The sequence below is a fragment of the Collinsella ihumii genome (genome assembly GCF_900046475.1).
In the GTDB taxonomy this organism is placed as follows: Bacteria; Actinomycetota; Coriobacteriia; order Coriobacteriales; family Coriobacteriaceae; genus Collinsella; species Collinsella ihumii.
Genome location: NZ_FCOU01000007.1, coordinates 1 through 22,712 on the forward strand (window position 1 = coordinate 1; position 22,712 = coordinate 22,712).

At 64.9% G+C, this 22,712-nt stretch carries 16 protein-coding genes, 3 rRNA genes and 1 pseudogene; 12 read left to right on the plus strand and 8 right to left on the minus strand.

The features are described 5' to 3' along the window. Positions 1-267: 267 nt before the first annotated feature. The 9 genes from BN3789_RS05340 to tsaD all read left to right on the plus strand — a co-directional run bounded on the left by BN3789_RS05340 (position 268) and on the right by tsaD (position 12,650). Positions 268-1,775: ribosomal RNA gene (locus BN3789_RS05340) — 16S ribosomal RNA — on the plus strand. Between the two features lie 373 nt (positions 1,776-2,148). Further along, positions 2,149-5,125, plus strand: a 23S ribosomal RNA gene (locus BN3789_RS05345). Between the two features lie 98 nt (positions 5,126-5,223). After that, positions 5,224-5,339, plus strand: a 5S ribosomal RNA gene (rrf, locus tag BN3789_RS05350). Together the 16S, 23S and 5S rRNA genes form the textbook arrangement of a ribosomal RNA operon. 346 nt (positions 5,340-5,685) lie before the next feature. Continuing rightward, on the plus strand, positions 5,686-6,207 hold the full coding sequence (gene acpS, locus BN3789_RS05355; protein WP_066831398.1) for a holo-ACP synthase: 522 nt from the start codon (positions 5,686-5,688) through the stop codon (positions 6,205-6,207). Between the two features lie 17 nt (positions 6,208-6,224). After that, entirely contained in the window at positions 6,225-7,841 is a 1,617-nt protein-coding gene (locus BN3789_RS05360) for an NAD(P)H-hydrate dehydratase (protein WP_079989112.1), read from the plus strand. Positions 7,842-7,844: 3 nt separating this feature from the next. After that, on the plus strand, positions 7,845-8,996 hold the full coding sequence (alr, locus tag BN3789_RS05365) for an alanine racemase (protein WP_066831406.1): 1,152 nt from the start codon (positions 7,845-7,847) through the stop codon (positions 8,994-8,996). 9 nt (positions 8,997-9,005) lie between these two features. Further along, complete coding sequence (locus BN3789_RS05370) at positions 9,006-9,665, plus strand: uracil-DNA glycosylase (protein ID WP_066831409.1); 660 nt, start codon at positions 9,006-9,008, stop codon at positions 9,663-9,665. A 1-nt stretch (position 9,666) separates the two neighbouring features. Continuing rightward, on the plus strand, positions 9,667-10,203 hold the full coding sequence (tsaE, locus tag BN3789_RS05375) for a tRNA (adenosine(37)-N6)-threonylcarbamoyltransferase complex ATPase subunit type 1 TsaE (protein WP_066831412.1): 537 nt from the start codon (positions 9,667-9,669) through the stop codon (positions 10,201-10,203). Then, positions 10,203-12,650, plus strand: a complete 2,448-nt coding sequence (gene tsaD, locus BN3789_RS05380; protein WP_066831414.1) for a tRNA (adenosine(37)-N6)-threonylcarbamoyltransferase complex transferase subunit TsaD — start codon at positions 10,203-10,205, stop codon at positions 12,648-12,650. Before tsaE ends, tsaD begins: the two co-directional genes overlap by 1 nt. A 73-nt stretch (positions 12,651-12,723) precedes the next feature. Here tsaD and BN3789_RS05385 read toward each other — a convergent pair whose 3' ends face one another. From BN3789_RS05385 to BN3789_RS05415, 8 genes and pseudogenes are all read right to left on the minus strand, one after another. Beyond that, a complete protein-coding gene (locus BN3789_RS05385) occupies positions 12,724-13,386 on the minus strand; it encodes an HAD family hydrolase (protein ID WP_066831416.1) in 663 nt (220 codons plus the stop codon). Between the two features lie 13 nt (positions 13,387-13,399). Beyond that, a complete protein-coding gene (hypE, locus tag BN3789_RS05390) occupies positions 13,400-14,437 on the minus strand; it encodes a hydrogenase expression/formation protein HypE (protein WP_229254214.1) in 1,038 nt (345 codons plus the stop codon). A 19-nt stretch (positions 14,438-14,456) separates the two neighbouring features. Continuing rightward, positions 14,457-15,575 (minus strand): hydrogenase formation protein HypD, encoded by a 1,119-nt coding sequence (gene hypD / locus BN3789_RS05395; protein ID WP_229254216.1) that lies wholly within the window; start codon positions 15,573-15,575, stop codon positions 14,457-14,459. Next, positions 15,572-15,829: a HypC/HybG/HupF family hydrogenase formation chaperone gene (locus BN3789_RS05400; RefSeq protein WP_066831419.1), complete on the minus strand. Its 258-nt coding sequence runs from the start codon at positions 15,827-15,829 to the stop codon at positions 15,572-15,574. The genes hypD and BN3789_RS05400 overlap by 4 nt, the downstream gene beginning before the upstream one ends. Positions 15,830-16,043: 214 nt before the next feature. After that, positions 16,044-17,225, minus strand: a complete 1,182-nt coding sequence (locus BN3789_RS13195; protein ID WP_229254217.1) for a Kae1-like domain-containing protein — start codon at positions 17,223-17,225, stop codon at positions 16,044-16,046. A gap of 152 nt (positions 17,226-17,377) precedes the next feature. After that, positions 17,378-18,547: pseudogene (locus tag BN3789_RS13200) on the minus strand (Sua5/YciO/YrdC/YwlC family protein); the annotation flags it as partial. Beyond that, positions 18,544-18,993, minus strand: coding sequence for a nickel-responsive transcriptional regulator NikR (gene nikR / locus BN3789_RS05410; protein ID WP_079989113.1), 450 nt, complete (start codon positions 18,991-18,993; stop codon positions 18,544-18,546). The gene nikR and the pseudogene BN3789_RS13200, both read right to left, overlap by 4 nt. A 2-nt stretch (positions 18,994-18,995) precedes the next feature. Continuing rightward, a complete protein-coding gene (locus BN3789_RS05415) occupies positions 18,996-19,244 on the minus strand; it encodes a hypothetical protein (RefSeq protein ID WP_066831421.1) in 249 nt (82 codons plus the stop codon). 422 nt (positions 19,245-19,666) lie between these two features. On the opposite strand from BN3789_RS05415, the gene BN3789_RS05420 reads away from it, so the two are divergent. The 3 genes from BN3789_RS05420 to BN3789_RS05430 are packed head-to-tail and all read left to right on the plus strand — an operon-like array spanning position 19,667 to position 22,666. Beyond that, positions 19,667-20,170 (plus strand): PTS sugar transporter subunit IIA, encoded by a 504-nt coding sequence (locus BN3789_RS05420; protein WP_066831423.1) that lies wholly within the window; start codon positions 19,667-19,669, stop codon positions 20,168-20,170. 24 nt (positions 20,171-20,194) lie between these two features. After that, entirely contained in the window at positions 20,195-21,064 is an 870-nt protein-coding gene (gene licT, locus BN3789_RS05425; protein WP_066831426.1) for a BglG family transcription antiterminator LicT, read from the plus strand. Further along, positions 21,065-22,666 (plus strand): PTS transporter subunit EIIC, encoded by a 1,602-nt coding sequence (locus tag BN3789_RS05430; RefSeq protein WP_066831429.1) that lies wholly within the window; start codon positions 21,065-21,067, stop codon positions 22,664-22,666. The last annotated feature ends 46 nt before the right edge of the window (positions 22,667-22,712 follow it).

A 22,712-nucleotide genomic window follows, 5' to 3' on the forward strand; every position in this document is an offset into this window, starting at 1 on the left:
TAACTCCTTGCCGCGCGGCGGGGCCGCGCAGGCGGGCACCTTGAGAACCGGATACTGCGAGGAACTTTAGGGAAGACGAGCACCGATCCCGGTGCGATCGTGTACCAGAAGAACCAAGTGACGAGTGAGGTCTGGCTTGACGCCAGGCCCCGCGAAGTTCCTTTTAACTCCAGAAGATGCGAACGCATACGAGATGGATCCGATCGGCGTCATGCCGGCCGGACGGGCACCCCGGCCTCACGGCCCGCTCCGAGCGGGCCTTTGAATTGGACGGAGAGTTCGATCCTGGCTCAGGATGAACGCTGGCGGCGCGCCTAACACATGCAAGTCGAACGGCACCCTTCTCCGGAAGGAAGCGAGTGGCGAACGGCTGAGTAACACGTGGAGAACCCGCCCCCCTCCCGGGGATAGCCGCCGGAAACGGCGGGTAACACCCGATGACCCCGCGCCAGGGCATCCCGGCGCGGGCAAAACTCCGGTGGAGGGGGATGGCTCCGCGGCCCATCAGGTAGACGGCGGGGTGACGGCCCACCGTGCCGACAACGGGTAGCCGGGTTGAGAGACCGACCGGCCAGATTGGGACTGAGACACGGCCCAGACTCCTACGGGAGGCAGCAGTGGGGAATCTTGCGCAATGGGGGCAACCCTGACGCAGCGACGCCGCGTGCGGGACGGAGGCCTTCGGGTCGTAAACCGCTTTCAGCAGGGACGAGACGAGACTGTACCTGCAGAAGAAGCCCCGGCTAACTACGTGCCAGCAGCCGCGGTAATACGTAGGGGGCGAGCGTTATCCGGATTCATTGGGCGTAAAGCGCGCGTAGGCGGCCGCGCAGGCGGGGGGTCAAATCCCGGGGCTCAACCCCGGGCCGCCCCCCGAACCGCGCGGCTTGGGTCCGGTAGGGGAGGGCGGAACACCCGGTGTAGCGGTGGAATGCGCAGATATCGGGTGGAACACCGGTGGCGAAGGCGGCCCTCTGGGCCGAGACCGACGCTGAGGCGCGAAAGCTGGGGGAGCGAACAGGATTAGATACCCTGGTAGTCCCAGCCGTAAACGATGGACGCTAGGTGTGGGGGGACGATCCCCCCGTGCCGCAGCCAACGCATTAAGCGTCCCGCCTGGGGAGTACGGCCGCAAGGCTAAAACTCAAAGGAATTGACGGGGGCCCGCACAAGCAGCGGAGCATGTGGCTTAATTCGAAGCAACGCGAAGAACCTTACCAGGGCTTGACATGTCGGTGAAGCGGGGGAGACCCCGTGGCCGGAAGGAGCCGACACAGGTGGTGCATGGCTGTCGTCAGCTCGTGTCGTGAGATGTTGGGTTAAGTCCCGCAACGAGCGCAACCCCCGCCGCATGTTGCCATCGGGTAGTGCCGGGCACCCATGCGGGACCGCCGGCGTCAAGCCGGAGGAGGGCGGGGACGACGTCAAGTCATCATGCCCCTTATGCCCTGGGCTGCACACGTGCTACAATGGCCGGTACAGCGGGATGCGACCGCGCGAGCGGGAGCGGATCCCTGAAAGCCGGCCCCAGTTCGGATTGGGGGCTGCAACCCGCCCCCATGAAGTCGGAGTTGCTAGTAATCGCGGATCAGCATGCCGCGGTGAATGCGTTCCCGGGCCTTGTACACACCGCCCGTCACACCACCCGAGTCGTCTGCACCCGAAGCCGCCGGCCCAACCCGCAAGGGGGGGAGGCGTCGAAGGTGTGGAGGGTGAGGGGGGTGAAGTCGTAACAAGGTAGCCGTACGGGAACGTGCGGCTGGATCACCTCCTTTCTAGGGAGAGACAGCTTCCATGGGAAGAGACGAAGTGAATATCTCACAATTGCTACGGCCAGGTGTGCCCGCTCGGCCTTCCCCGGTTTCCCCGCAGCGTCCGGTCCCCGGGGTCGCCCCGCGTACCTTGAGAGCCGCATAGCGAGCCCGGACGCCGACACGGCGTCCGGCGAGAGCGAAATACGATTCGATAGCGATATTGACAGAGTGAAGAACGGATATCGATTCTGCGACATGTACACGGATTGATCGAAACGATCCTTATATATGGGTAGTAGCAATGAGCATCTGGTCGCCGGGGCGGATACCGCCCCGGCCGGTATGTTCGCGCCGCCCCGGGGGACGCCCCCGGGGCGCGGATATCAGACGGCAACGAGAAGATATCACGGGCGCGCGGCGGATGCCTTGGCACAGGAAGCCGATGAAGGACGCGGCAAGCTGCGATAATCCGCGGTTAGGGGCACACACCCTTCGACCCGCGGGTCTCCGAATGGGCGAACCCGCCGGAAGGAGTTCCGGCATCCCGGGGGCGAATCCATAGCCCCCGGGAGGACAACCCGGGGAACTGAAACATCTAAGTACCCGGAGGAGGAGAAATCAACTGCGAGATCCCCCGAGTAGCGGCGAGCGGAAGGGGGCCATGGCCAAACCGGCGGGCGCATGCGCGCGGCAGCGTTCGCGCCGCCGGGGTTGTAGGGCCAGCAGACGCGCCAGGGGCTGCCGCCCCCGGCGCGCACCGATCCAGGGGAGCCGAACGGCATGGGACGGCCGGCGGCACAGGGTTACAGCCCCGTAGGCGTACCCTCGGGTCGGGCGCGGACGCGGCGCCTGAGTAGGGCCGGGCACGTGAAACCCGGTCCGAACCTGGGTGGACCACCATCCAAGCCTGAACACTCTCCTGTGACCGATAGCGCACGAGTACCGCGAGGGAAAGGTGAAAAGCACCCCGGGAGGGGAGTGAAACAGTACCTGAAACCGCGCGCCCACGAGCAGTCGGAGCCCCCTCGCGGGGTGACGGCGTGCCTTTTGTAGAATGAGCCAGCGAGTCGCTGGCACGCGGCGAGGTTAAGCTGGGAAGCGAGCCGTAGCGAAAGCGAGTCCGAACAGGGCGTTCCAGTCGCGTGCCGCGGACGCGAAGCCGGGTGAGCTATCCCTGGGCAGGCTGAAGCGGGGGTAAGACCCCGTGGAGGGCCGAACGGCAGTACGTTGAAAAGTGCCCCGATGACCTGGGGATAGGGGTGAAAGGCCTATCAAACCCGGAGATATCTCGTTCCCCCCGAAATAGCTTTAGGGCTAGCGTCGGGAGTTCGCCTGCGGAGGTAGAGCACCGGATCGATGAGGGGGCTTCGCCGCCTACCGACTCGAACCGAACTCCGAATGCCGCAGGCCCAGATCCCGGCAGTCAGAGCATGTGGGCTAAGCTGTGTGCTCGAGAGGGAAACAGCCCAGACCGCCCGCCAAGGTCCCCAAATCCGCGCCGAGTGGCAAAGGATGTGCGCTCGCGCAGACAACCAGGAGGTTGGCTTAGAAGCAGCCACCCCTTCAAAGAGTGCGTAACAGCTCACTGGTCGAGTGGGCGCGCGCCGACAATACACGGGGCTAAGCGCGGTACCGAAGCGGCGGGATGAACCTAAGTTCATCGGTAGGGGGGCGTCGCGCGCGGGGCGAAGCGGCCGGGGAACCGGGCCGTGGACCGCGCGCGAGCGAGAATGCTGGCATGAGTAGCGAGAGACGAGAGAGTAACTCGTCCGCCGTAAACCCGAGGTTTCCTGGGCGAGGCTAATCCCCCCAGGGTCAGTCGGGGGCTAAGGCGAGGCCGGCAGGCGTAGCCGAAGCGCAGCAGGCAGACATTCCTGCACCGGAGGGGAACCGTCACGACCGACGGGGCGACGGATCGGGGTGGCTCGGCGGGGTTCTGGACGCCCCCGTGATGGAGCGCGGCCCGCGGGACAGGGAAATCCGTCCCGCGCGAGGGCGAGGCTCCGGACGAAGCGACTCAAGCGAAGCGAGTGAGCCCGAGGTCCCCAGAAAAACCCCTAGGCAGGGGCCCCTCCGCCCGTACCGCAAACCGACACAGGTGGGTGGGTAGAACATACCGAGGCGATCGGGTCAACCATGGTCAAGGAACTCGGCACAATGGCCCCGTAACCTAGGGAGAAGGGGTGCCGGCGCGTACGTGAAGGGGCTTCGCCCCCGGAGCGGAGGCCGGCCGCAGTGAAGAGGCCCAAGCGACTGTTTACCAAAAACACAGGACTCTGCAGAAGCCGCAAGGCGACGTATAGGGTCTGACGCCTGCCCGGTGCCGGAAGGTCACGCGGAGCCGTTAGCGCAAGCGAGGCGGCGAAGCCAAGCCCCGGTAAACGGCGGCCGTAACTATAACGGTCCTAAGGTAGCGAAATTCCTTGTCGGGTAAGTTCCGACCTGCACGAAAGGCGCAACGACTTGGGCGCTGTCTCGACCATGGACCCGGTGAAATTGCACTGGTCGTGAAGATGCGACCTACCCGCGGAAGGACGGAAAGACCCCGTGAACCTTCACTGCAGCTTGGCATTGGCCGCTGGACGCGCGCGTAGAGGATAGGCGGGAGGCTGAGATGCCGGGGCGCCAGCCCCGGCGGAGCCGACCTTGGAATACCGCCCCCGCGCGCCCGGCGTCCTAACCCGGGGCCGTGACCCGGCCCGGGGACCGTGCCAGGTGGGTAGTTTGACTGGGGCGGTCGCCTCCTAAAGGGTAACGGAGGCGCGCGAAGGTCCGCTCGGGACGGTCGGCAACCGTCCTTTTGAGTGCAAGAGCGCAAGCGGGCTTGACTGCGAGACCCACGAGTCGAGCAGGTGCGAAAGCAGGCTCTAGTGATCCGGCGGCCCCGAGTGGGTGGGCCGTCGCTCAACGGATAAAAGGTACTCCGGGGATAACAGGCTGATCTTGCCCAAGAGTCCACATCGACGGCAAGGTTTGGCACCTCGATGTCGGCTCATCGCATCCTGGGGCTGGAGCAGGTCCCAAGGGTACGGCTGTTCGCCGTTTAAAGCGGTACGCGAGCTGGGTTCAGAACGTCGTGAGACAGTTCGGTCCCTATCCTCCGTGGGCGCAGGAGAATCGAGGGAGGCTGCCCCTAGTACGAGAGGACCGGGGTGGACGGACCTCCGGTGAACCGGTTGTCGACCGACGGCATGGCCGGGTAGCCGCGTCCGGCGCGGATAACCGCTGAAGGCATCTAAGCGGGAAGCCGTTCCCGAGATCAGTTCTCCTTTCGGTAAGGGCCCAGGTAGACCACCTGGTTGATAGGCCCCAGGTGCAAGCGCGGCGACGCGCTCAGCCGAGGGGTACTAATCGCCCGAGCTCTTCTCAACACATCACTCCGACCGCATCGGACCGCGGACGCTCCCGAGACTCGCTGTGCGGCCCTCAGGGGCACGCGGGCGCCCCCGGGGCGGAGCGCCGCCCACCGGTCAGCGGTCCTGGCGGCCGGGGCACGCCCGGTCCCATTCCGAACCCGGAAGCTAAGCCGGCCAGCGCCGATGGTACTGCGGGGGAAGCCCGTGGGAGAGCAGGGCGCCGCTGACCGGTGGACGGCGCTTCGTCGCAGGGGAGGGCCCCGCGGGATGTTCCCGCGGGGCCCTCCCCTTTTTTCATGCCGCGATTCCGCGGGGGGCTCCGCCTGCTGCGGAGGCCCTCCCGTCGCGGATTCTTGCATAGCCGCTGATGCCGCCCGCCGGGCGATCTGGCGCGGTTCCGCCGGCTTCGGCGGCCTGGAGGACGAGGGCGCGCGGTATGCATAGCGGGAGAAATCGCGTTTCGGGGCTTCCGCCTGCTGAGGCTGTCGTGGTTCCTGCGTGCTTCTACGTCGTATCTCTCAGTTGCTAGTACAATACCTATGCATGTGCATTTGTAGATGATTTAGGTGGTGTATATGGCAGAGGCGGGAATCGGTGTCGACATCGTCGAGATCAGCCGCATGGAGCAGATTCTCGAGAGGACGCCTTCATTTGCCCAGCGCCTGTTTACTGATGAGGAGCGGGCGTATTGCGATGCTTCTGCACGTCCTGCGTCGCATTATGCTTGCAGGTTCGCTGCTCGGGAAGCTGTCCTTAAAGCGCTCGGTACCGGTTTTGGTCAAGGTGTCGGCCGATCTGATGTTTCCGTATCTCGTGATAAGAACGGCAAGCCCCTTGCTGTCCTGAGCGGCCGCGCTGCAGAGATCGCCCAGCATCAAGGTATTGTTGAGGTCGCCTTGTCCTTATCGTTCACCACCGATTTGGCCATTGCGAACGCCCTTGCCATTACCGCCGATGTTCGCCCTAAGCCAAAAGATGTTAAAGAAGATGATCGGACGAAGATCGCAAAATCCTTTCGTGAGGCTCGTGCGGTCCTCGACGAGCTTGATAGCGCATCTATCATTGAGCTGTCCGCCTCGGACGGCGAAACGGCCTAACTGAAACGGGAGCTTATATGAAGCCTATTCTGAGTACCGAAGAAGTAGTCAAGCTCGAGAACATTATCGAGCGTGAAGGCACGTCCAAAGCTGAGCTTATGGAGCATGCGGGCGAGTTCGTAGCTTCGACAGCTCTTTCGTATCATCCGAAGGAGGTTGTTGTTCTTGTCGGCTTTGGCAACAACGGCGGTGACGGTTGGGTTGCGGCCGACATCCTGCAGCAGCATGATGTCCATGTCGTCGTCGTGTCTCCCGTTGAGCCCAATGAGGTTCCGTCTGCTTTGGCGCGCCATGTCGCCCGTCGTACCGCGGGGCGTGATGTCGAGATCGTCGTCGGTCCCTCGCGCGATGAGCTTGCAGCTCTTCTGGTGAAAGCCGATCTTGCCATCGATGCGATTTTGGGAACCGGCTTCCATGGAGAGGTTCGTCCGCCGTTTTCCATCTGGATCCCGACGCTGAACGACAGTTCTCCTCGCGTGATTTCCGTCGACGTCCCCTCCGGTTTGGATTCTGACAGCGGCGTTGCCGCCGATCACTGCGTGCGGGCTGATAAGACGGCCACCATGATCGCCCCCAAGATAGGCCTCTATAGCGCCGACGGCCCCCAGTTTGTCGGAGAGCTCGTGTGCGGCGAGCTTTACGATCGGTTGGATGAGGTTATCGACGATGTCGATCATGCGGCTGAAATCGTTGAGCCTGCGGACCTGGTGGATTACATCGAGCCTCTGCCTGCCAACGTCAACAAGTATTCCCGCGGATCGGTGCTCGTGGTCGCGGGGTCCGCTCGGTATCCCGGTGCCGCCATGATGGCCGCGAAGTCCGCAGCGCGTGCGGGCGCCGGCTATGTTGCTGTCGCTGCGCCCGATGCGTGTGCGAATCTGATTCGCATGGCGCTTCCCTCGATTCCGGTCATCGCCATTCCGTCCGATTCACGCGGATCGTTCGGTGCCGCTGCGCGCCAAGTGGTGTGCGAGATCGCAAAGAAATATGATTGCGTGCTCTGCGGGCCCGGGATGACGACGGCATCCGGCTGCATGCAGGTTGTCTCCGGCCTGCTTGAACTCGACGTGCCGCTTATCTTGGACGCCGATGCTCTCAACTGCCTTGCGCGTCTTTCGATTGACGGTATCGACAAGACTCCCGAGCTCTATCGTCGCGAGGCCCCGCTCATCTTGACGCCTCATCACCGTGAGCTGTCTCGCCTGGTGGGTGACGTTCCGGTTGACGACCTGGGTACTGCCATCGATGCCGCCCAGCGCATCGAGTGGGCGGTCGGATCGGATAATCTGGTCGTGGTCGCGAAGGGCGCGACGACGGCTATCGTGGGCGTAGAAAAGGTGCTCATTCCCATCTCGGGACCCGCCTCTCTTGCGACGGCCGGGTCGGGGGATGTGCTCGCCGGTATTATGGCGGGGACCGTTGCGACCGCCCATGGCGACGTTGATCGCTGGGAGCTGCTGTGCGCCTACGCGGTCGCCGTTCATTCCTATACGGGGTTTGCCGCAGCCGCCGAATATGGCGAGAAGAGCGTTATCGCCACGGATCTGATCGACCTGATCGGCGAGGCGCTTCAGCTTGTGGAAAACGAGGCCTGCAAGGATTTGGGAATTCTGACCGATGGGGAGGCTGAGTAGGCCATGGTGCTTCGCAAGGAGCCTCTGACGCGATGGGCGTGGGTCGAAATCGACCAGGGCGCGCTTCGTCGCAATACGCGTGCGTTTAAAAACCTCTTGGGGCCGCGACAGCGCCTGTGCTGCGTCGTGAAGGCGGATGCGTACGGTCATGGGGCTGTTGCCTGCGCAAAGGTCATGCACGCCACAGGGACCGACATGTTCGCCGTGGCGACGGTGAACGAGGGGGTCGAGCTTCGCCAGGGCGGGATCGCCGAGCCGATTTTGGTGCTGAGCGAGCCCCCGATGGCGGCGATCGACACGCTGCTCGAGCACAATCTCATGCCCTCCATCTACACATCGGAGTTCGCCCTCGCCTACGGAGAGCGCGCGGTGAGCTGCGGCACGATCGGCAAATACCACATGGCGATCGAGACGGGCATGAATCGCATCGGCGTGCACTATGCCGATGTCCTCGAGTTCCGGCGCGAGATCGATTTCCATCGCGGCATCCATTGCGACGGCGTGTTCACGCATTTTGCGACTGCCGACGAGTCGAACGGCTGGGACTATAAGCTGCAGTGCAAGCGTTTCGACGAGGCGGTCGCCGCCATGAAGGATGCGGGATATGAGTGCGGTATCGTCCACTGCGACAACACCGTGGCGTCGATCCTCGACGGCTCGACGCATTACGATATGATTCGCGCGGGCATCGGTCTGTACGGATTGCAGCCCAGTGAGGTCACGCGTCCCGTGTTCCCGCTCGACCCCGTCATGAGCGTCAAGGCGCGCGTGACGCGAACTGCGCACCCGGCAATGGGAGAGGGTGTCGGGTACGGCTTCACCTACCGCGTTCCCCGCGCGCGCGTGCAGATCTGCACCTTGCCGCTCGGCTATGCGGACGGTCTGTCCCGCACGCTCTCGAATCGCATGGACGTGCTGTATCGCGGCATGCGCATCCCCCAGGTGGGAAACATCTGCATGGATCAGATGATGGTCGCGATTACCCAGACTTCCCGCCAGCAGATTCCCGAGGCCCAGATGGGTGATATCATGACCGTCGTCGGGCGCGACGGGGACGCCGAGATCACGATGGACGAGATGGCGCAGCTGCGCGGCACCATCAACTACGAGGTTGCGTGCGGGTTCGGCATGCGGCTCGAGAAGATCTACTGCTAAGGAGCACCCATGGGCGTGATGCATATTCCAGGGCATGAGCACCAGAAGCCACGCGAGGTCTCCCTCGAGGAGATCAGCTCTGTGCTGGGGGATTGCCGCCTGTGCCCGCTGTACGAGACGCGCACGAACATCGTGTTCGGTGTGGGCAACCCCCATGCGCGTGTGATGTTCGTGGGCGAGGCCCCCGGGCGCAATGAAGACCTGCAGGGAGAGCCGTTTGTGGGCAGGGCCGGAGAGAACCTGAACGGGATCCTCTCGCTCGCAGGGCTCAAGCGGGAGGATATCTACATCGCGAACGTGCTGAAGTGCCGTCCTCCGGGAAACCGCGATCCTCGGCCCGATGAGGTGCTCGCCTGCTCGCCGTTTTTGCGGGAGCAGATTCGCAGCATCTGGCCGGATATCATCGTGACGCTGGGGAACCCTGCGACGCATTTTGTGCTCAAAACCGAAATCGGCATCACGAAGCTGCGCGGGAGGTTCCATCAGATGGGGCATTTCGTGGTCATGCCGACCTTCCATCCGGCGGCGGCGCTGCGCAACCCCGCGTGGCAGAAGTTGATCGAAGAGGATTTTCGCATGCTGGGAGACTATCTCGAGCGTCATCCCGCCGATGCTCCCGTTGCGCCCGCGTCGGAGCACTCCGACGCGCTGCCGAAGGTCGTGGAGTAGCATGGCGCTCAGCCGAATCGGAGCCGGCCGCTTTGTGAGCGAATCGGTCGAAGACACCATGGAATTCGGGCGGCTCATGGCAGGAGAGGTGCGCGATGGCGACGTGTTAGTGCTCACCGGGGGCCTGGGCGTGGGAAAGACCCATCTGACCAAGGGACTCTCTGCCGGGCTGGGGGACACCCATCCGGTGACCAGCCCCACCTTTGCGCTCATGGCGGTGCACGATGGCGGGCGGATCCCCTTGTTCCATTTTGATCTGTATCGTCTGGAGCATGCGTATGAACTCGAGGATACGGGCGTGTACGACGTGCTGGGATACGAGGGCGTATGCGTGCTGGAGTGGGGGGAGCAGTTCCAGGACGAGCTGACCGACGAGTTCCTCTCCGTGGTGATCCAGCGCGATCCGGAAGACGAGACGAGACGCTTGGTGTCGCTTGAGCCGCACGGCGTTCGAGCGCAGGAGCTTGCGCGTGATATCGATCTGGCGGCGGCCCGCATCGCGGGCGCGCCTGACGCGACGGGAAATGGATGCAATTGATGTCAGATGCAGATGAGATGCGATCGTTGATCTTGGCGTGCGATACGTCGACCGATATGCTGGCGTGCGCGCTGGCGTGGTGGCCGGCGCACGGCGTGTCGCCTGCGGCCGCCGCGGGCGTTGAGGTTCTCGCCCGAGCCGACCATCTGTGCCGTCGCCATGCGAACGTGGAACTGGTCGATACCGTTGCCGCGGTGCTCGAGAAGGCCGGAAAAGCCATGGACGACGTCGACGCGGTGCTGGTCGGGCGCGGTCCCGGCTCGTTCACGGGCGTGCGTATCGGGATCTCCACGGCAAAGGGCCTTGCGCGCGGTGCCAATGTCGATCTGTTCGGCGTCTCGACGCTCGACGCAACCGCATGGACGGCATGGCGAGCGGGCGTTCGTGGTCTCGTGGGCGTTGCCGCCGATGCCATGCGCGGCGAGGTGTACCCCGCGCTCTACCGTCTTGACGAGAGGGGCGCGGTGCGGCTCTATGAGCGCGAGCGCGTCGTAAAGGCCTCGGTCGCCATCGAAGAGTGGTCCTCCCGTCCCGATGCGCACGAGATTCAGCTGACCGGCGACGGCTTGGTGCGCTACGGCAACCGGTTTGAAGAGGCGGGCCTGATGGCGCGCGTGCTGTCGCGCGATCTGTGGTGGCCGACGGGTGAAGGGCTGCTGCTTGCCGCCCGCGCGCTTATCGACAAGGCGGGCGGATCCGAGGCGGCGCTTGGTTCCGGAGACCCCGCGCTCGTGCTTCCCATCTACACGCGTCTGTCGGATGCGGAGGAAAACGAGCGCAGGCGCCTTGGCCTGGCGGAAAGCGCTCATATGGATACGACCGGCGTTGCCGACGAGCTTGCCGGCAGGCATCTGCAGCTGAGGCCCATGGGCGCCGCCGATGCGGAAGCGGCCTCGGAGCTCGAGGCGGCTTGTTTCGAGGGCGCGGGGCATGCTCCGTGGACGCCGACGATGTTTTTGGACGAGCTGGGAGACGGGGTCGCGGCGCCGCGCTCCTGGTGGGTGGCCCATGATGATGGCAAGCTCATCGGCATCGCGGGGGGTATGGTCGTTGACAAGGACGTTCAGGTACTAGACGTCGCGGTCGACGCGGGCTATCGTCGTCAGGGCATCGCGCGCAAGCTGCTCGCGCACGTAAGCTATGACGCGCAGATGCTCGGCTGCGAAAGCGCGTCTCTCGAGGTCGAAGCGGATAACGCCGCCGCCGTCGCGCTCTATGAGGAGCTTGGGTTCTCTCAGGTGGGGATCAGGCGCGGCTACTACGGCCCCGGTATCGATGCCTGCGTCATGAGCGCCTCGCTCCCGTTGGCCTTGCCGGTTGATGCGGCGTCTCCCGAGCCGACCTCCGCCGTCCATCGCGCCTGGCCGCTTTCCGAGCCCCGCCGTACGGATGCCGAGCTTGCTGAGCTCGATCGTCGAAAGCCCGTGCTCGCTATCGAGAGCTCGTGCGACGAGACGGCCGTCGCCATCATCGACGCAGACGGTACCCTGCTGGCGAATCAGGTTTCCACCCAGATCGATTTTCACGCTCGCTTTGGCGGCGTGGTGCCCGAAATCGCCTCCCGCAAGCATGTCGAGGTCATTGTCGGCGTCGTCGATGCCGCGCTCGAGGAGGCGGCGGAGGCGCTCGGTCTCGAGGGTGGGGCGCTGTCGCCCAAGGAGCTCGCTGCGGTGGGCGTGACGCAGGGCCCGGGTCTTGTCGGCGCGCTGGTGGTCGGCGTGGCGTTCGCCAAGGGCTTCGCCTATGCGGCGGGAAAGCCACTCATCTGCGTGAACCATCTTGAGGGGCATCTGTATGCCAACCTGCTGACAACCCCCGACCTCAAGCCCCCGTTCATCTTCACGCTGGTGTCCGGCGGTCACACGATGCTCGTGCACGTGCGCGCGTGGGGCGATTACGAGGTGCTGGGGGAGACGCTTGACGATGCGGTGGGCGAGGCGTTCGACAAGGTCGCGAAGGCGCTCGGGCTCGGGTATCCCGGAGGGCCGATCATCTCGCGCCTTGCGGAGGACGGCAACCCCAAGGCCATAGACTTCCCGCGCGCCCTGAATCGCAAGGGAGATTACCGCTTCTCGCTCTCAGGGCTCAAGACCGCGGTCATGCTCTATATCGAGCAAGAGAACAAAGCGGGCAGGCCTATCCATCTGCCCGACCTCGCAGCCTCGTTCGAGGCAGCGGTTTTCGACGTCCAGTACAAGAAGGCGCGCAACGCATTGCGCGAGACGGGGGCAAAGGAGTACTGCATCGGCGGTGGCGTTGCAGCCAATCCCCACTTGCGCGACATGATGGTCAGGAAGCTGAGCCGCCAGGGGATCAGGGTGACCGTGCCTCCGCAAAACGCGTGCACCGATAATGCCGCCATGATCGCCGTCGTTGCGCGAGAGAAGTTCTTGAAAGGTGAGTTCTCGGACTTCTCGATCGATGCGGATCCCAACATGACGCTTTAGGGAAGCGCCGATCGGTCCGCGTTCGTCTTCTCGAAAAGGGGGAACGGAGAATCGATGGCGCGAGCGGGGACGGCTATCGGCCGAGCGCGATGTCTACGAGCTGCTGCTGCGTGTCGACGATGAAGTCGGCCCCTGCCGCCTCGAGTTCCGTGCGGCCGCGGAATCCCCAGGTGACACCCGCTACGGCGAGGCCCGCGTTGTGACCGGTCTCCACATCTACGTTGGAGTCGCCTACGTAGAGCGTCCGCTCCGGTGCGGCATCGAGCTGCTCGAGAACATGAAGCGTGATGGGCGCTGCCGGCTTGGGATCGAACTGCGCCGTATGGCCCTGGACGACGGCGAATCGACCGGTTCCGAAATAGCGCTGGATCAGCGGGCGGGCGGCGGCATGGTCCTTATTGGTGAGGACGGCGAGCGTCAGCCCCGCCGAGCGCAGCGCATCGAGCATCTCGATCGTTCCCGGGTAGGGGGCCGTGTGGTCCTCCTTGTGGAGGTCGTAGCAGGTCCGGAACTCTGAGAGCACGCGCTCGAACAGAGCCCCGTCCCCTGCGAATTCAGCGGGCATGAAGCGTTCGACTAGCTTCTGCATGCCGTTTCCCACCTTGTAGCGATAGGCGTCGATGGGAAAGGTCGGCCAGCCGTGTGCCGCGCAAACGCGGTTCGCGCTGCGCGCGAGATCCTCGAGGGTGTCGAGAACAGTGCCGTCGAGGTCGAAGATGACATGGGTGAAGGGCATATGGGCGGTGCTCCTAGCAAATTCGGGGAAGCTGCTCGCCGACGAGCATGTCGAGGACGCGCGTCGACCCCCAGGGGGTTCGCACGCGGACATACGGCTCGGTGCCGCAGGCGAGCTCGCAGACGGTTCCGATGATCGCGGCGTGCTTTCCGTAGCGAGATGAGCGCATGGCTGCAAGCGCCGCCTCGGCTTCGTCGGCCGGCACGATGGCGACCATCTTGCCCTCGTTGGCGACTTGAAGAACGTCGTAACCGAGCATCTCGCAGGCGCCGCGAACCTCGGGGCGCACGGGGACGGCCTGCTCCTCCACCTCGAGGACGGTGCGGCTGGCGGCAGCGAACTCGTTTAAGGTGCTGGCGATACCGCCGCGGGTCGGATCGCGGAAGCAGCGGACATGCGGCGCGGCGTCCATGACGGCCGCGATGAGATGGTTGAGGGGTGCGGCGTCGCTCACGATGTCGGTAGAGAAGGCGAGGCCTTCGCGCTGGCCCATGACGGCGATGCCGTGATCCCCCAGCGTGCCGGAGAGCACGATGACGTCGCCGGGCGCGCAGTTCGCTCCCGAGAGGTCGACGCCGGCGGGGACCTCCCCGACGCCCGCGGTGTTGATGTAGATGCCGTCGACGCCGCCGCGCTCGACCACCTTCGTATCGCCGGTGATGATGCGCACGCCGGCCTCGCGTGCCGTGTCGGCCATCGACGTCACGATGCGTCGGAGCGCATCGAGCGGATAGCCCTCCTCGAGAATGAACCCGCACGAAAGGTAGCGAACGTGCGCTCCCGATGTGGCGACATCGTTGACCGTGCCGCACACCGCCAGCCTGCCGATGTCGCCGCCGGGAAAGAACTGGGGCGTCACGACGAAGCTGTCGGTCGAGAGCGCGATGCGGCCCGTGGCGGGAAGCTCGGCGACGCCCGCGTCGTTTCCGACTACGAGTTCGGGAGAACCGAACGCCTCGAAGAAGATGTCGTCGATGAGGTGCTTCATCATCTGGCCGCCTGAGCCGTGGCCAAGGAGCACCGTTTGCTCGTCCATTGATCTCATATCCATCAGCTCTCCGGGTGACTCGCTAGCGGTCTTTAAAGCGGAAGGAGGCGGCGCAGCTTCCCTCGCTGGAGACCATGCATGGTCCGATGGGGTGTTCAGGGGTGCAACCGCGATCGAACAGCGGGCACTCGCCAGGCGCGATGCGACCGCGGAGCACATCGCCGCAGCGGCATCCGCGCGGCTCGACGGTCGGCTCGACCTCGATATCGAACCGCCTGGACGCATCGAAGGCCGCATAGGCCTCGCGCAGCCTGAGCCCTGAGGCGGGAAGCTCGCCGAGCCCGCGCCAGAGGGCGTCGCACGGCTCGAAGACCTCGGCGCACAGGCGCTGCGCGACCGTGTTGCCCTCGCGGTGCGCGCCGCGAGGGTAGGCGTTTTTGATATCGGGGGCGCCGGAGATGACCATGCGCGCAAGCATCTCGATGCCGGCGAGAATATCGACGGGCTCGAAGCCCGTGATGACGCCGGGGGTGGAGAACTCGTCGACGAGGAATCGATAGGGCGCCGCCCCCGTGATGGTCGAGACGTGTCCGGGGAGCAAGAAGCCGTCGATGCGCGTCTGCGGGTCGTCTTCGATGGCGCGGAGCGCCGCGGGCGTCGCCTTGTTCGCACAGAACAAGGAGAAGTTCGAAAGACCGCGCTCGGCGGCCTCGAGAACGCAGGCTGCCATGGCGGGCGTGGTCGTTTCGAATCCGACGCTGATGAACACGACCTCGCGCGCAGGGTTCTGCGCGGCGATATCGAGGGCGTCGAGCGGCGAGTAGACGACGCGGATATCACGGCCGGCCGCCTTTTCGGCAATAAGCGAGGTGCTCGATCCGGGGACGCGCATCATGTCTCCGAACGTGGCGATGATGACGCCGTCGAGGCGGGCGAGCGCGATGGCCCGGTCGATATCGCGGTTCGCCGTGACGCACACGGGGCATCCTGGGCCGGAGAGCAGGTGCAGGCCTTCGGGCATAACGGAGCGGAACCCGTATCGGCCGATGCTGACGGTATGGGTCCCGCATACCTCCATGAGATAGATGACGCGGTCTGCGACCAGGGCGTTGATGCGCGCGATGAGCTCGCGAGCAAGGTCAGGGTCGCGAAACGCCGCGAAATCCGCGGTGCGCGGCATCCGGTTCGGGGAGGCGCTCATGCGGTGGCCCCGTCGGGGGCGGGGAGCTCCTCGGCCACGAGCTCGTCCATCTCCCGGATGAGCTCGATGGTCTCGCGCGCCTCTTCGGGATCGATGATCTGGATGCCGAATCCTGCGTGGACGAGCACGAAATCGCCGACGCGGGCCTCGGGGACCAGCCGCAAGGAGATGTTGCGCGTCGCCCCGAGCATATCGACTTCTGCGGTCGAGGCGTCAATGATGCGGGTGATGGCGCCCGGTACTGCTAGGCACATGGCATGCTTCTCTTTCTGCGGCCGCATCCTTCGGATGCGGCCGCGACGCGTTGATCGAGAAAATGGTACCGCTCCGCTGTCATGGGGGCAATGTCGCTAAGGAAGCGCCGGTCAATTGCCTTCGCGCCGGCCCGCTGCCGCGCGCGAAGCGAAGGCGCCAGGTGATACCGGCGGTGTTGCAGCCGAGGTTCGCGCATTTCGCCCGCGTGCCGGGCTATCGGCGTGCGAGGTGCGCCCGCGCCACCGCCGCCTGGCCGTAGGCGATGCATCCGTCGTTGACGGGGACGGTGGTGGGGATGAGCACGCGCATCCCTGCGTTCTCAAGAAGCGCGGCCGTGCGCGTGAGCAGCAGGCGATTCATGAACACGCCGCCCGAGAGCGCTACGGTCCGAATGCCGGTGCGCAGCGAGACGAGGCGCGCGGCATCGGCGGCCGCCTGCGCGACCGCCTCGTGAAGGGCGAGCGCGAGAGTATCGGGATCGATGCCGGCGGCGATGCCGTCGAGCAGGCCGAGCACGGTGGGCTCCATGTCGAGTACAAGGGGACCGTCGCATTCGGATCGAGGGGCGCGCACTCCGTCGGCCTTTTGCGGGCGGGCCTGGGCGTCTTGGCCGCGCTCGGCGGCGTGGTGTATCGCATAGGGGAGCCCATGGATCGCGCATGAGGTCACGGCGCCTTCGTCGCGCTCGAGCGCGCGCGTCGCGGCGGCCTCGAGCTCGATGGCGGGCTCGCCTTCATAGGTTGCGTGTCCGCAGATGCCGAGTATCGCGGCGCAGGCATCGAGGAATCTGCCCATGCTGCTGGTGAGGGAGCTGTTGATGCCGCGCTCGACCATGGTCGCGGTGATGGAGCGCTCCTGCTCTGAGAGCATCTCGATCAAGGGGGCGGCGCCTGCGTGGCCGAGCAGGCCGTCGCGGGCGAGCAGGGAGAATGCGCAGCGCCGGGCATCGCGAATGCTGGCGACTCCGCCGGGGAGGCGCCAAGGGCGCAGGTGCGCCGCGCGCGTGAAGCCGCGAAGGTCGGCAACGAGGATCTCCCCGCCCCACACGGTCCCGTCGTCCCCGGCGCCCGTGCCGTCGAACGCGATGCCGATGACCGGCTCGTCGGCATCGTGGATGCCGCGTGCCGCGGATTCGGCGATGACCGAGGCGATATGCGCATGATGATGCTGCACCTCGACGAGGGGGATGTCGTGCGCTCGGGCGTGCCGGCGCGCCCATTGGCTCGACAGGTATGACGGGTGCGCATCGCAGGCGAGCGCAGCGGGGGTCACGCCGAACAGGGATTCCAGGCGCCCGAGGGCATCGCGCCACGCTTCGAAGGTGGAGCCCCGCTCGATATCGCCGATATGCTGGGACAGGAAGCACGCGGCGCTCCCGTCCGGATCGTTGCGCACCAGCGCGAGGGTCGCCTTTTGCTCGGAGCCGCAGGCGAGCAGGTCGGCTCGATGCGCGGCAGCGGAAGGGGCCGGGGCGCATATCCGCGCGCCCGGCGCACGGGAAGGACGAGGCCGCCTGCGCAGCGCACGACGGAGTCGTCGTAGCGCGAGAGGATGGCCCTGTCGTTTCCCAGCAGGGCGTCTGCGATGGGGCCGAGGCGCCTCCAGGCGTCGTCATCATCGGTCTCGATCGGTTCGCCGCTGATGTTTCCGCTGGTCATGACAAGGGCGCGGATTCCGCGTCGGGCGCATGCCGCCATGATGAGATGCTGCAGCGGCGTGTACGGCAGCATGACGCCGATCTCGGGGAGGTCGCGGGCGACGTCGTAGGCCAGATCGATGCCGCCTTCGCGGCCAGCGCGCGCGAGCAGGACGATAGGACGAACGCTTCCTGCGAGAAGCTCGCGCTCCTGGGCGTCGACGGAGCAGAGGGACTGCGCATCGCGAACGGTGCGCACCATGATGGCGAACGGCTTGCCGCTGCGCCGCTTGCGGCGGCGAAGCTCGCGCACCGCGCCAGCATCCTCCGCGCTGCAGGCCAGATGGAAGCCCCCGAGCCCCTTGATGGCAACGATGCCCCCGTTTTCCAGCAGCTCGGCGCACCGCTCGATGATCGCATCGCTTTCCTCGCGCGTCGTCCCGAGCGCAGGCGCGCCCGCCGCGCCGCGCCCGTGCTCGCGCCACGTGATATGGGGTCCGCAGGCAAAGCAGGCGTCCGGTTGGGCGTGGAACCGGCGGTCGGCGGGGTCGGCATACTCGGCGGCGCATTCCGGGCACATGGGGAAGGCGTCCATCGAGGTCGCCGCCCGGTCATAGGGCAGCGAACGGATGATGGTGAAGCGAGGGCCGCAGTTGGTGCAGTTGATGAAGGGGTAGTGATAGCGTCGGTCGGCGGGGTCGAAGAGTTCCCGCAGGCAGTCGTCGCACGTCGCGATATCAGGCGATACGAGCGTGGTCCGTGCGCCGTCCGCGTCGGATGCGAGGATGGTGAAGCGCGGATCGCCCGGCTCGGGCTCATCGGGGCATTCCATGTCGCGCACGGAGACCGCGTCGATGCGCGCGGCGGCGGGAGCGTGCCCGCGGAGGCCCTCGAGGAAGGCCTCGATATCCGGGGCGCTGCCGACGGCATCGATGTGCACCCCGTCAGGCGCGTTGAGCACCCATCCCGCGATGCGGTGCGCGCGGGCTTCGCGATAGACGAAAGGGCGCATGCCCACGCCTTGCACGATGCCCGTGACGTGGACGGCCACATGGCGGCGGTGCTCGGCGGGGCCGCTCATGCGTTCAGGTCCAGGCTCGCCCCGGTGGCTGCGCACGTAAGCTCCCCGTGATGGACGCCGCGCAGGCCGAGGAGCTTGTCGGCGAGCTCGTAGACGCGCGCGCCCTTGCCCCGAAGCGCAAGGATCTCCAGGCAGTTGTGATGGTCGAGGTGCACGTGCATCGTGGAGACGATCTCGTCGGTGTAGTCGTGCTGGACCTCGTCGAGGCGGCGCGTCAGGTCTCCGGTGTGGTGGTCGTAGATCATGGTGAGCGAGCCGATGACCTGCTCGTCCGGCGTGCGCAGGTTTTCGCGCACGAGCGCCGCGCGCATGAGGTCCCGGATGGCTTCCGATCGGTTGCGGGCATCGCCGCGCCGTGCGATCAAGGCGTCGAACCCGGCAAGCATCTCCTCCGGAACCGCGACGGAGAACCGGACGAGTTCGCCGGCGTTCTCAGGGCAGCCCACGGCTACACCAGCCTGACGGTTCCGACGGAGTTGTGATCCGCCTCGATGGCGTCCTCGTAGCCCTCGAGGGCCGCGCGGGCCTGATCGAGGGAGCCCATAGCGGCCTCGAGCATGGCTCCGATGCGCTCCATGTCGTAGTTCTCGGTGGCGTGCAGCAAATCGTGGCTCCAGCCCCGCGCCATCGCGATCGTGTCGTCGATCTGTTTGACGCTCATGGCGAGCTGTCCCATGTTCATGCCGGTATCGTGCATCGCGTGCCTCCTTCGTGCGTGAGGGAACGCCTCCGTGTGTTTTGCGCCTGACGCCCGCGTGGGCAGCCAGTGCTTCCAAGTGTAGCGCACAAGGTTCTCGGGCGGCGCGCGCTCGCACGGGCGCAGTGCTGCGGTCTTCCCGGTCGGGTGAGGGATCTTGCGGCCCTCTGCTCGCTCCGTCGCCATGCGATGGGGCAGGGCGAATCCGCTCATCGCCAAAATGCAACCGTTCGCCGCCGAAATCAATCGGGATGCGTGATATCTTTCTATAGTCAATTGCTGTCGCAAGAAATGCGGAAGGTTACTGCGCTCGAGTAGGCCTAACCAAAATCTTGAGGACCCGCCACAGGGCGGGATGTCTTCGGCTTTTGGTTAGGCCTATTTTTTGTCGATAGTCGACATGTTCGAACAGGAGCGCATCTATGGGCATCTTCTCCAATCTCTTCTCAAAGCAGCAAGAGCACGCTGCGGCTTCCCGCCCCGAGGTCACCTGCCCCGTTGCGGGAACGGTCGTCAAGCTCGAGTCGGTGAGCGACCCGGTGTTCGCGAGCAAGACCATGGGGGACGGCATCGCCATCGAACCGAGCGAGGGCGTGCTCGTCGCGCCGGTCACCGGAACCGTCCAGGCTCTGTTCCCCACGGGCCATGCGGTTGCCGTGCAGGGCGATAACGGCATCTCCGTTCTGCTGCATATCGGAATCGATACCGTCGACATGAAGGGCGACGGCTTCACGGCCCATATCTCCCAGGGCGACCGCGTTTCCGCCGGTCAGAAGCTCGTGACGTTCGATTTGAACAAGATCGCCGAGGCGGGCCATCCCGCCACCACGATGGTGCTCGTCGCCGAGTCCACCTGCGACGGCACCCTGCACACATGCGATGAGGGCGCGGTTGCCCTGGGCGACGCTGTCATCTGGTTTGCGTAAGACAACGGCGACGAGGAACTACCGATGCTCATCAAGCGCGTATACAACAACAACGTCGTTTTGGTTACCGATGATTCCGGCGCCGAATGCGTTGCCGTTGGGCGTGGCCTGGCGTTTTCAAAGCGCGCGGGCGACGAGGTCGACCAGAGCATGGTGGAAAAGGTCTATACGCTCGATAGCGAGGAGAACCGCACGCGCTTCGAGAACCTCATCAAGAGCATCCCGGTCGAATACCTCACCGTCGCCGACGAGATCGTCTCGATGGTTCAGCGCGAATCGGACCTTCATGTGGGCAACAACCTGCTGATCGCGCTCGCCGACCACATCTCGCTGTCGCTCGAGCGCGAGCGCGCGGGCGTACCCTGCGAGAACCCGCTGCTTATGGAAATCAAGCAGTTCTACAAGCGCGAGTTCGCGCTCGCCCGTCGCGCCGCGGGCATTATCCACGAGCGCATGGGCATCTGGATCTCGGAGGGGGAGACCGGCTTCATCGCGCTGCACATCGTGAACGCCACGATGGGCCAGCGCGCCGACGTCCTGGTGCTGTCCATCCGCATGATCCAGGACATCTTGGACATCGTTTCCAGGGACTTTTCGATCACCTATGACGAGGAGTCCATCCAATACGAGCGGTTCCTCCGCCATCTGCAGTTTTTCGCCCAGCGCGTTTTGGGCGAGGACTCGAAGCAGTCGGAGGACACGTTTCTGTTCAATTTGGGTAAGGACCAGTACCCCGCCGCGCTCGCGTGCGCCGAGAAGATCGGGGCCTATGTTGCGGGCACCTACGGTCGCAGCGTGACTGACGCGGAGAAGGGCTACCTGGTTTACCACATCATGAATCTCGTACACGCGACGGCCTCAGGCCCGAGCACAGGGGAAAGGAGTACTGAGTAAATGTTGGGAAAGATTAAGGGCTCGCTGGAGGTGTTCTCGAAGTCCATCGTCCAGCCGCTGATGTACCTGTCTGTTGCTGGCACCGTGCTGATCTTGGGCATCGTGCTCACCAACCAGACCGTCACTGCGATGGTTCCGTTCCTGCAGCTGCCGTTTTTCGCCGTGACCGGCCAGATCATCTACAACAGCTTGATGTTCATCGTCAACAACCTGGCTGTCATCTTCTGCGCGGGCATCGCGGGCGCTATGGCGAAGAAGGACAAGGGGCATGCGACGCTGATCGGCCTTATGTCGTTCTTCCTGTTCCTGAACGCCAACAACATCATGCTGAACGCCATGGGCATGCTTGCCGAGCCCAATGAGATGCTCGGCCTGACCGGCACCGGCCAAAGCGAGGTCCTGGGCATCCAGGTGCTCGACACCGGCGTGTTCGGTGGCATCATCATCGGCTGCATCGCGGGCGTCGTGTTCAACCGCTTCGGCTCCAAGCAGTTCCCGCTGGCGCTCTCCATGTTCTCCGGCGTGCGCTTCCCGTTCTTGATCATGATCTGCATCTCGCTGGTGCTGGGCGTTGCCTTCTGCTTCATCTGGCCGCCGGTGCAGGGGGCGATCTCGGCGATCGCCAGCCTGATCCTGCAGAGCGGCAACATCGGCCTGTTCATCTACGGCATGCTCAACAAGCTGCTCGTGCCGCTGGGCCTGCATCACCTCGTCTACACGCCGTTCCAGTTCTCTGACGTGGGCGGTACCCTGACCGTTGCCGGCCAGACCATCGCCGGTGCGTACCCGATCCGTGTTGCCGAGATGGCCATGACCGGCCAGCCCTTCTCCGACAGCACCTACTTCAACAGCTACACGTTCAACAACCTGTGGCCGTATCTGGGCATCGGCGCCGCCTTCATCGTCACGTCCTATAAGGCCAACCGCAAGAAGACCGAGTCCATCATCATCCCGCTGATGATCACCGCCGTGCTCACCTGCATCACCGAGCCGATCGACTTCCTGTTCGTGTTCGCCGCGCCGATCCTGTTCGTGATCCATTCGCTGCTGTCCGGCCTGTTCCTCATGCTGCTGAAGGTCCTGTCCATCCCCGCTGCCACGTCGGGCGGCATCATCAACATCATGGTGTCCAACCTCGTGCTCGGCGTCGACAAGACCAACTGGCCCATGATGATCGTTCTGGGCGTGGTCAACGCCGCACTCTACTTCGCGCTGTTCACGCTGCTCATCAAGAAGCTGCATCTGCACACGCCGGGTCGCGAGGGCGACGAGGACGCCGTTGCCGTCGAGGCCGCCTCTGCCGATTCCGGCACCGCCGCCGTCGCGGCTCCCGCCGCCGGCTCCGCCGCGGCTGCCTCCGGCGACGACGCCATCCTCGATCTCATCGCCGGCCTGGGCGGCAAGGACAACATCATGTCCGTGGAGAACTGCTTCACCCGCCTGCGCGTCAACGTTGCCGACGAGTCCAAGGTCAACGAGGATCTCATCAACCATATGAAGAACAGCGGTATCGTTCGCAAGGGTAACGATATCCAGGTGATCTTCGGCATGGAGGTCGCAAGCGTGCGCGGCAAGGTCGAGGAGGCCCTCGCCAACATGTAGGCGCCCCCATCTGGGATGCAATCGCCCAAGCGGGACCGGCCGCCTT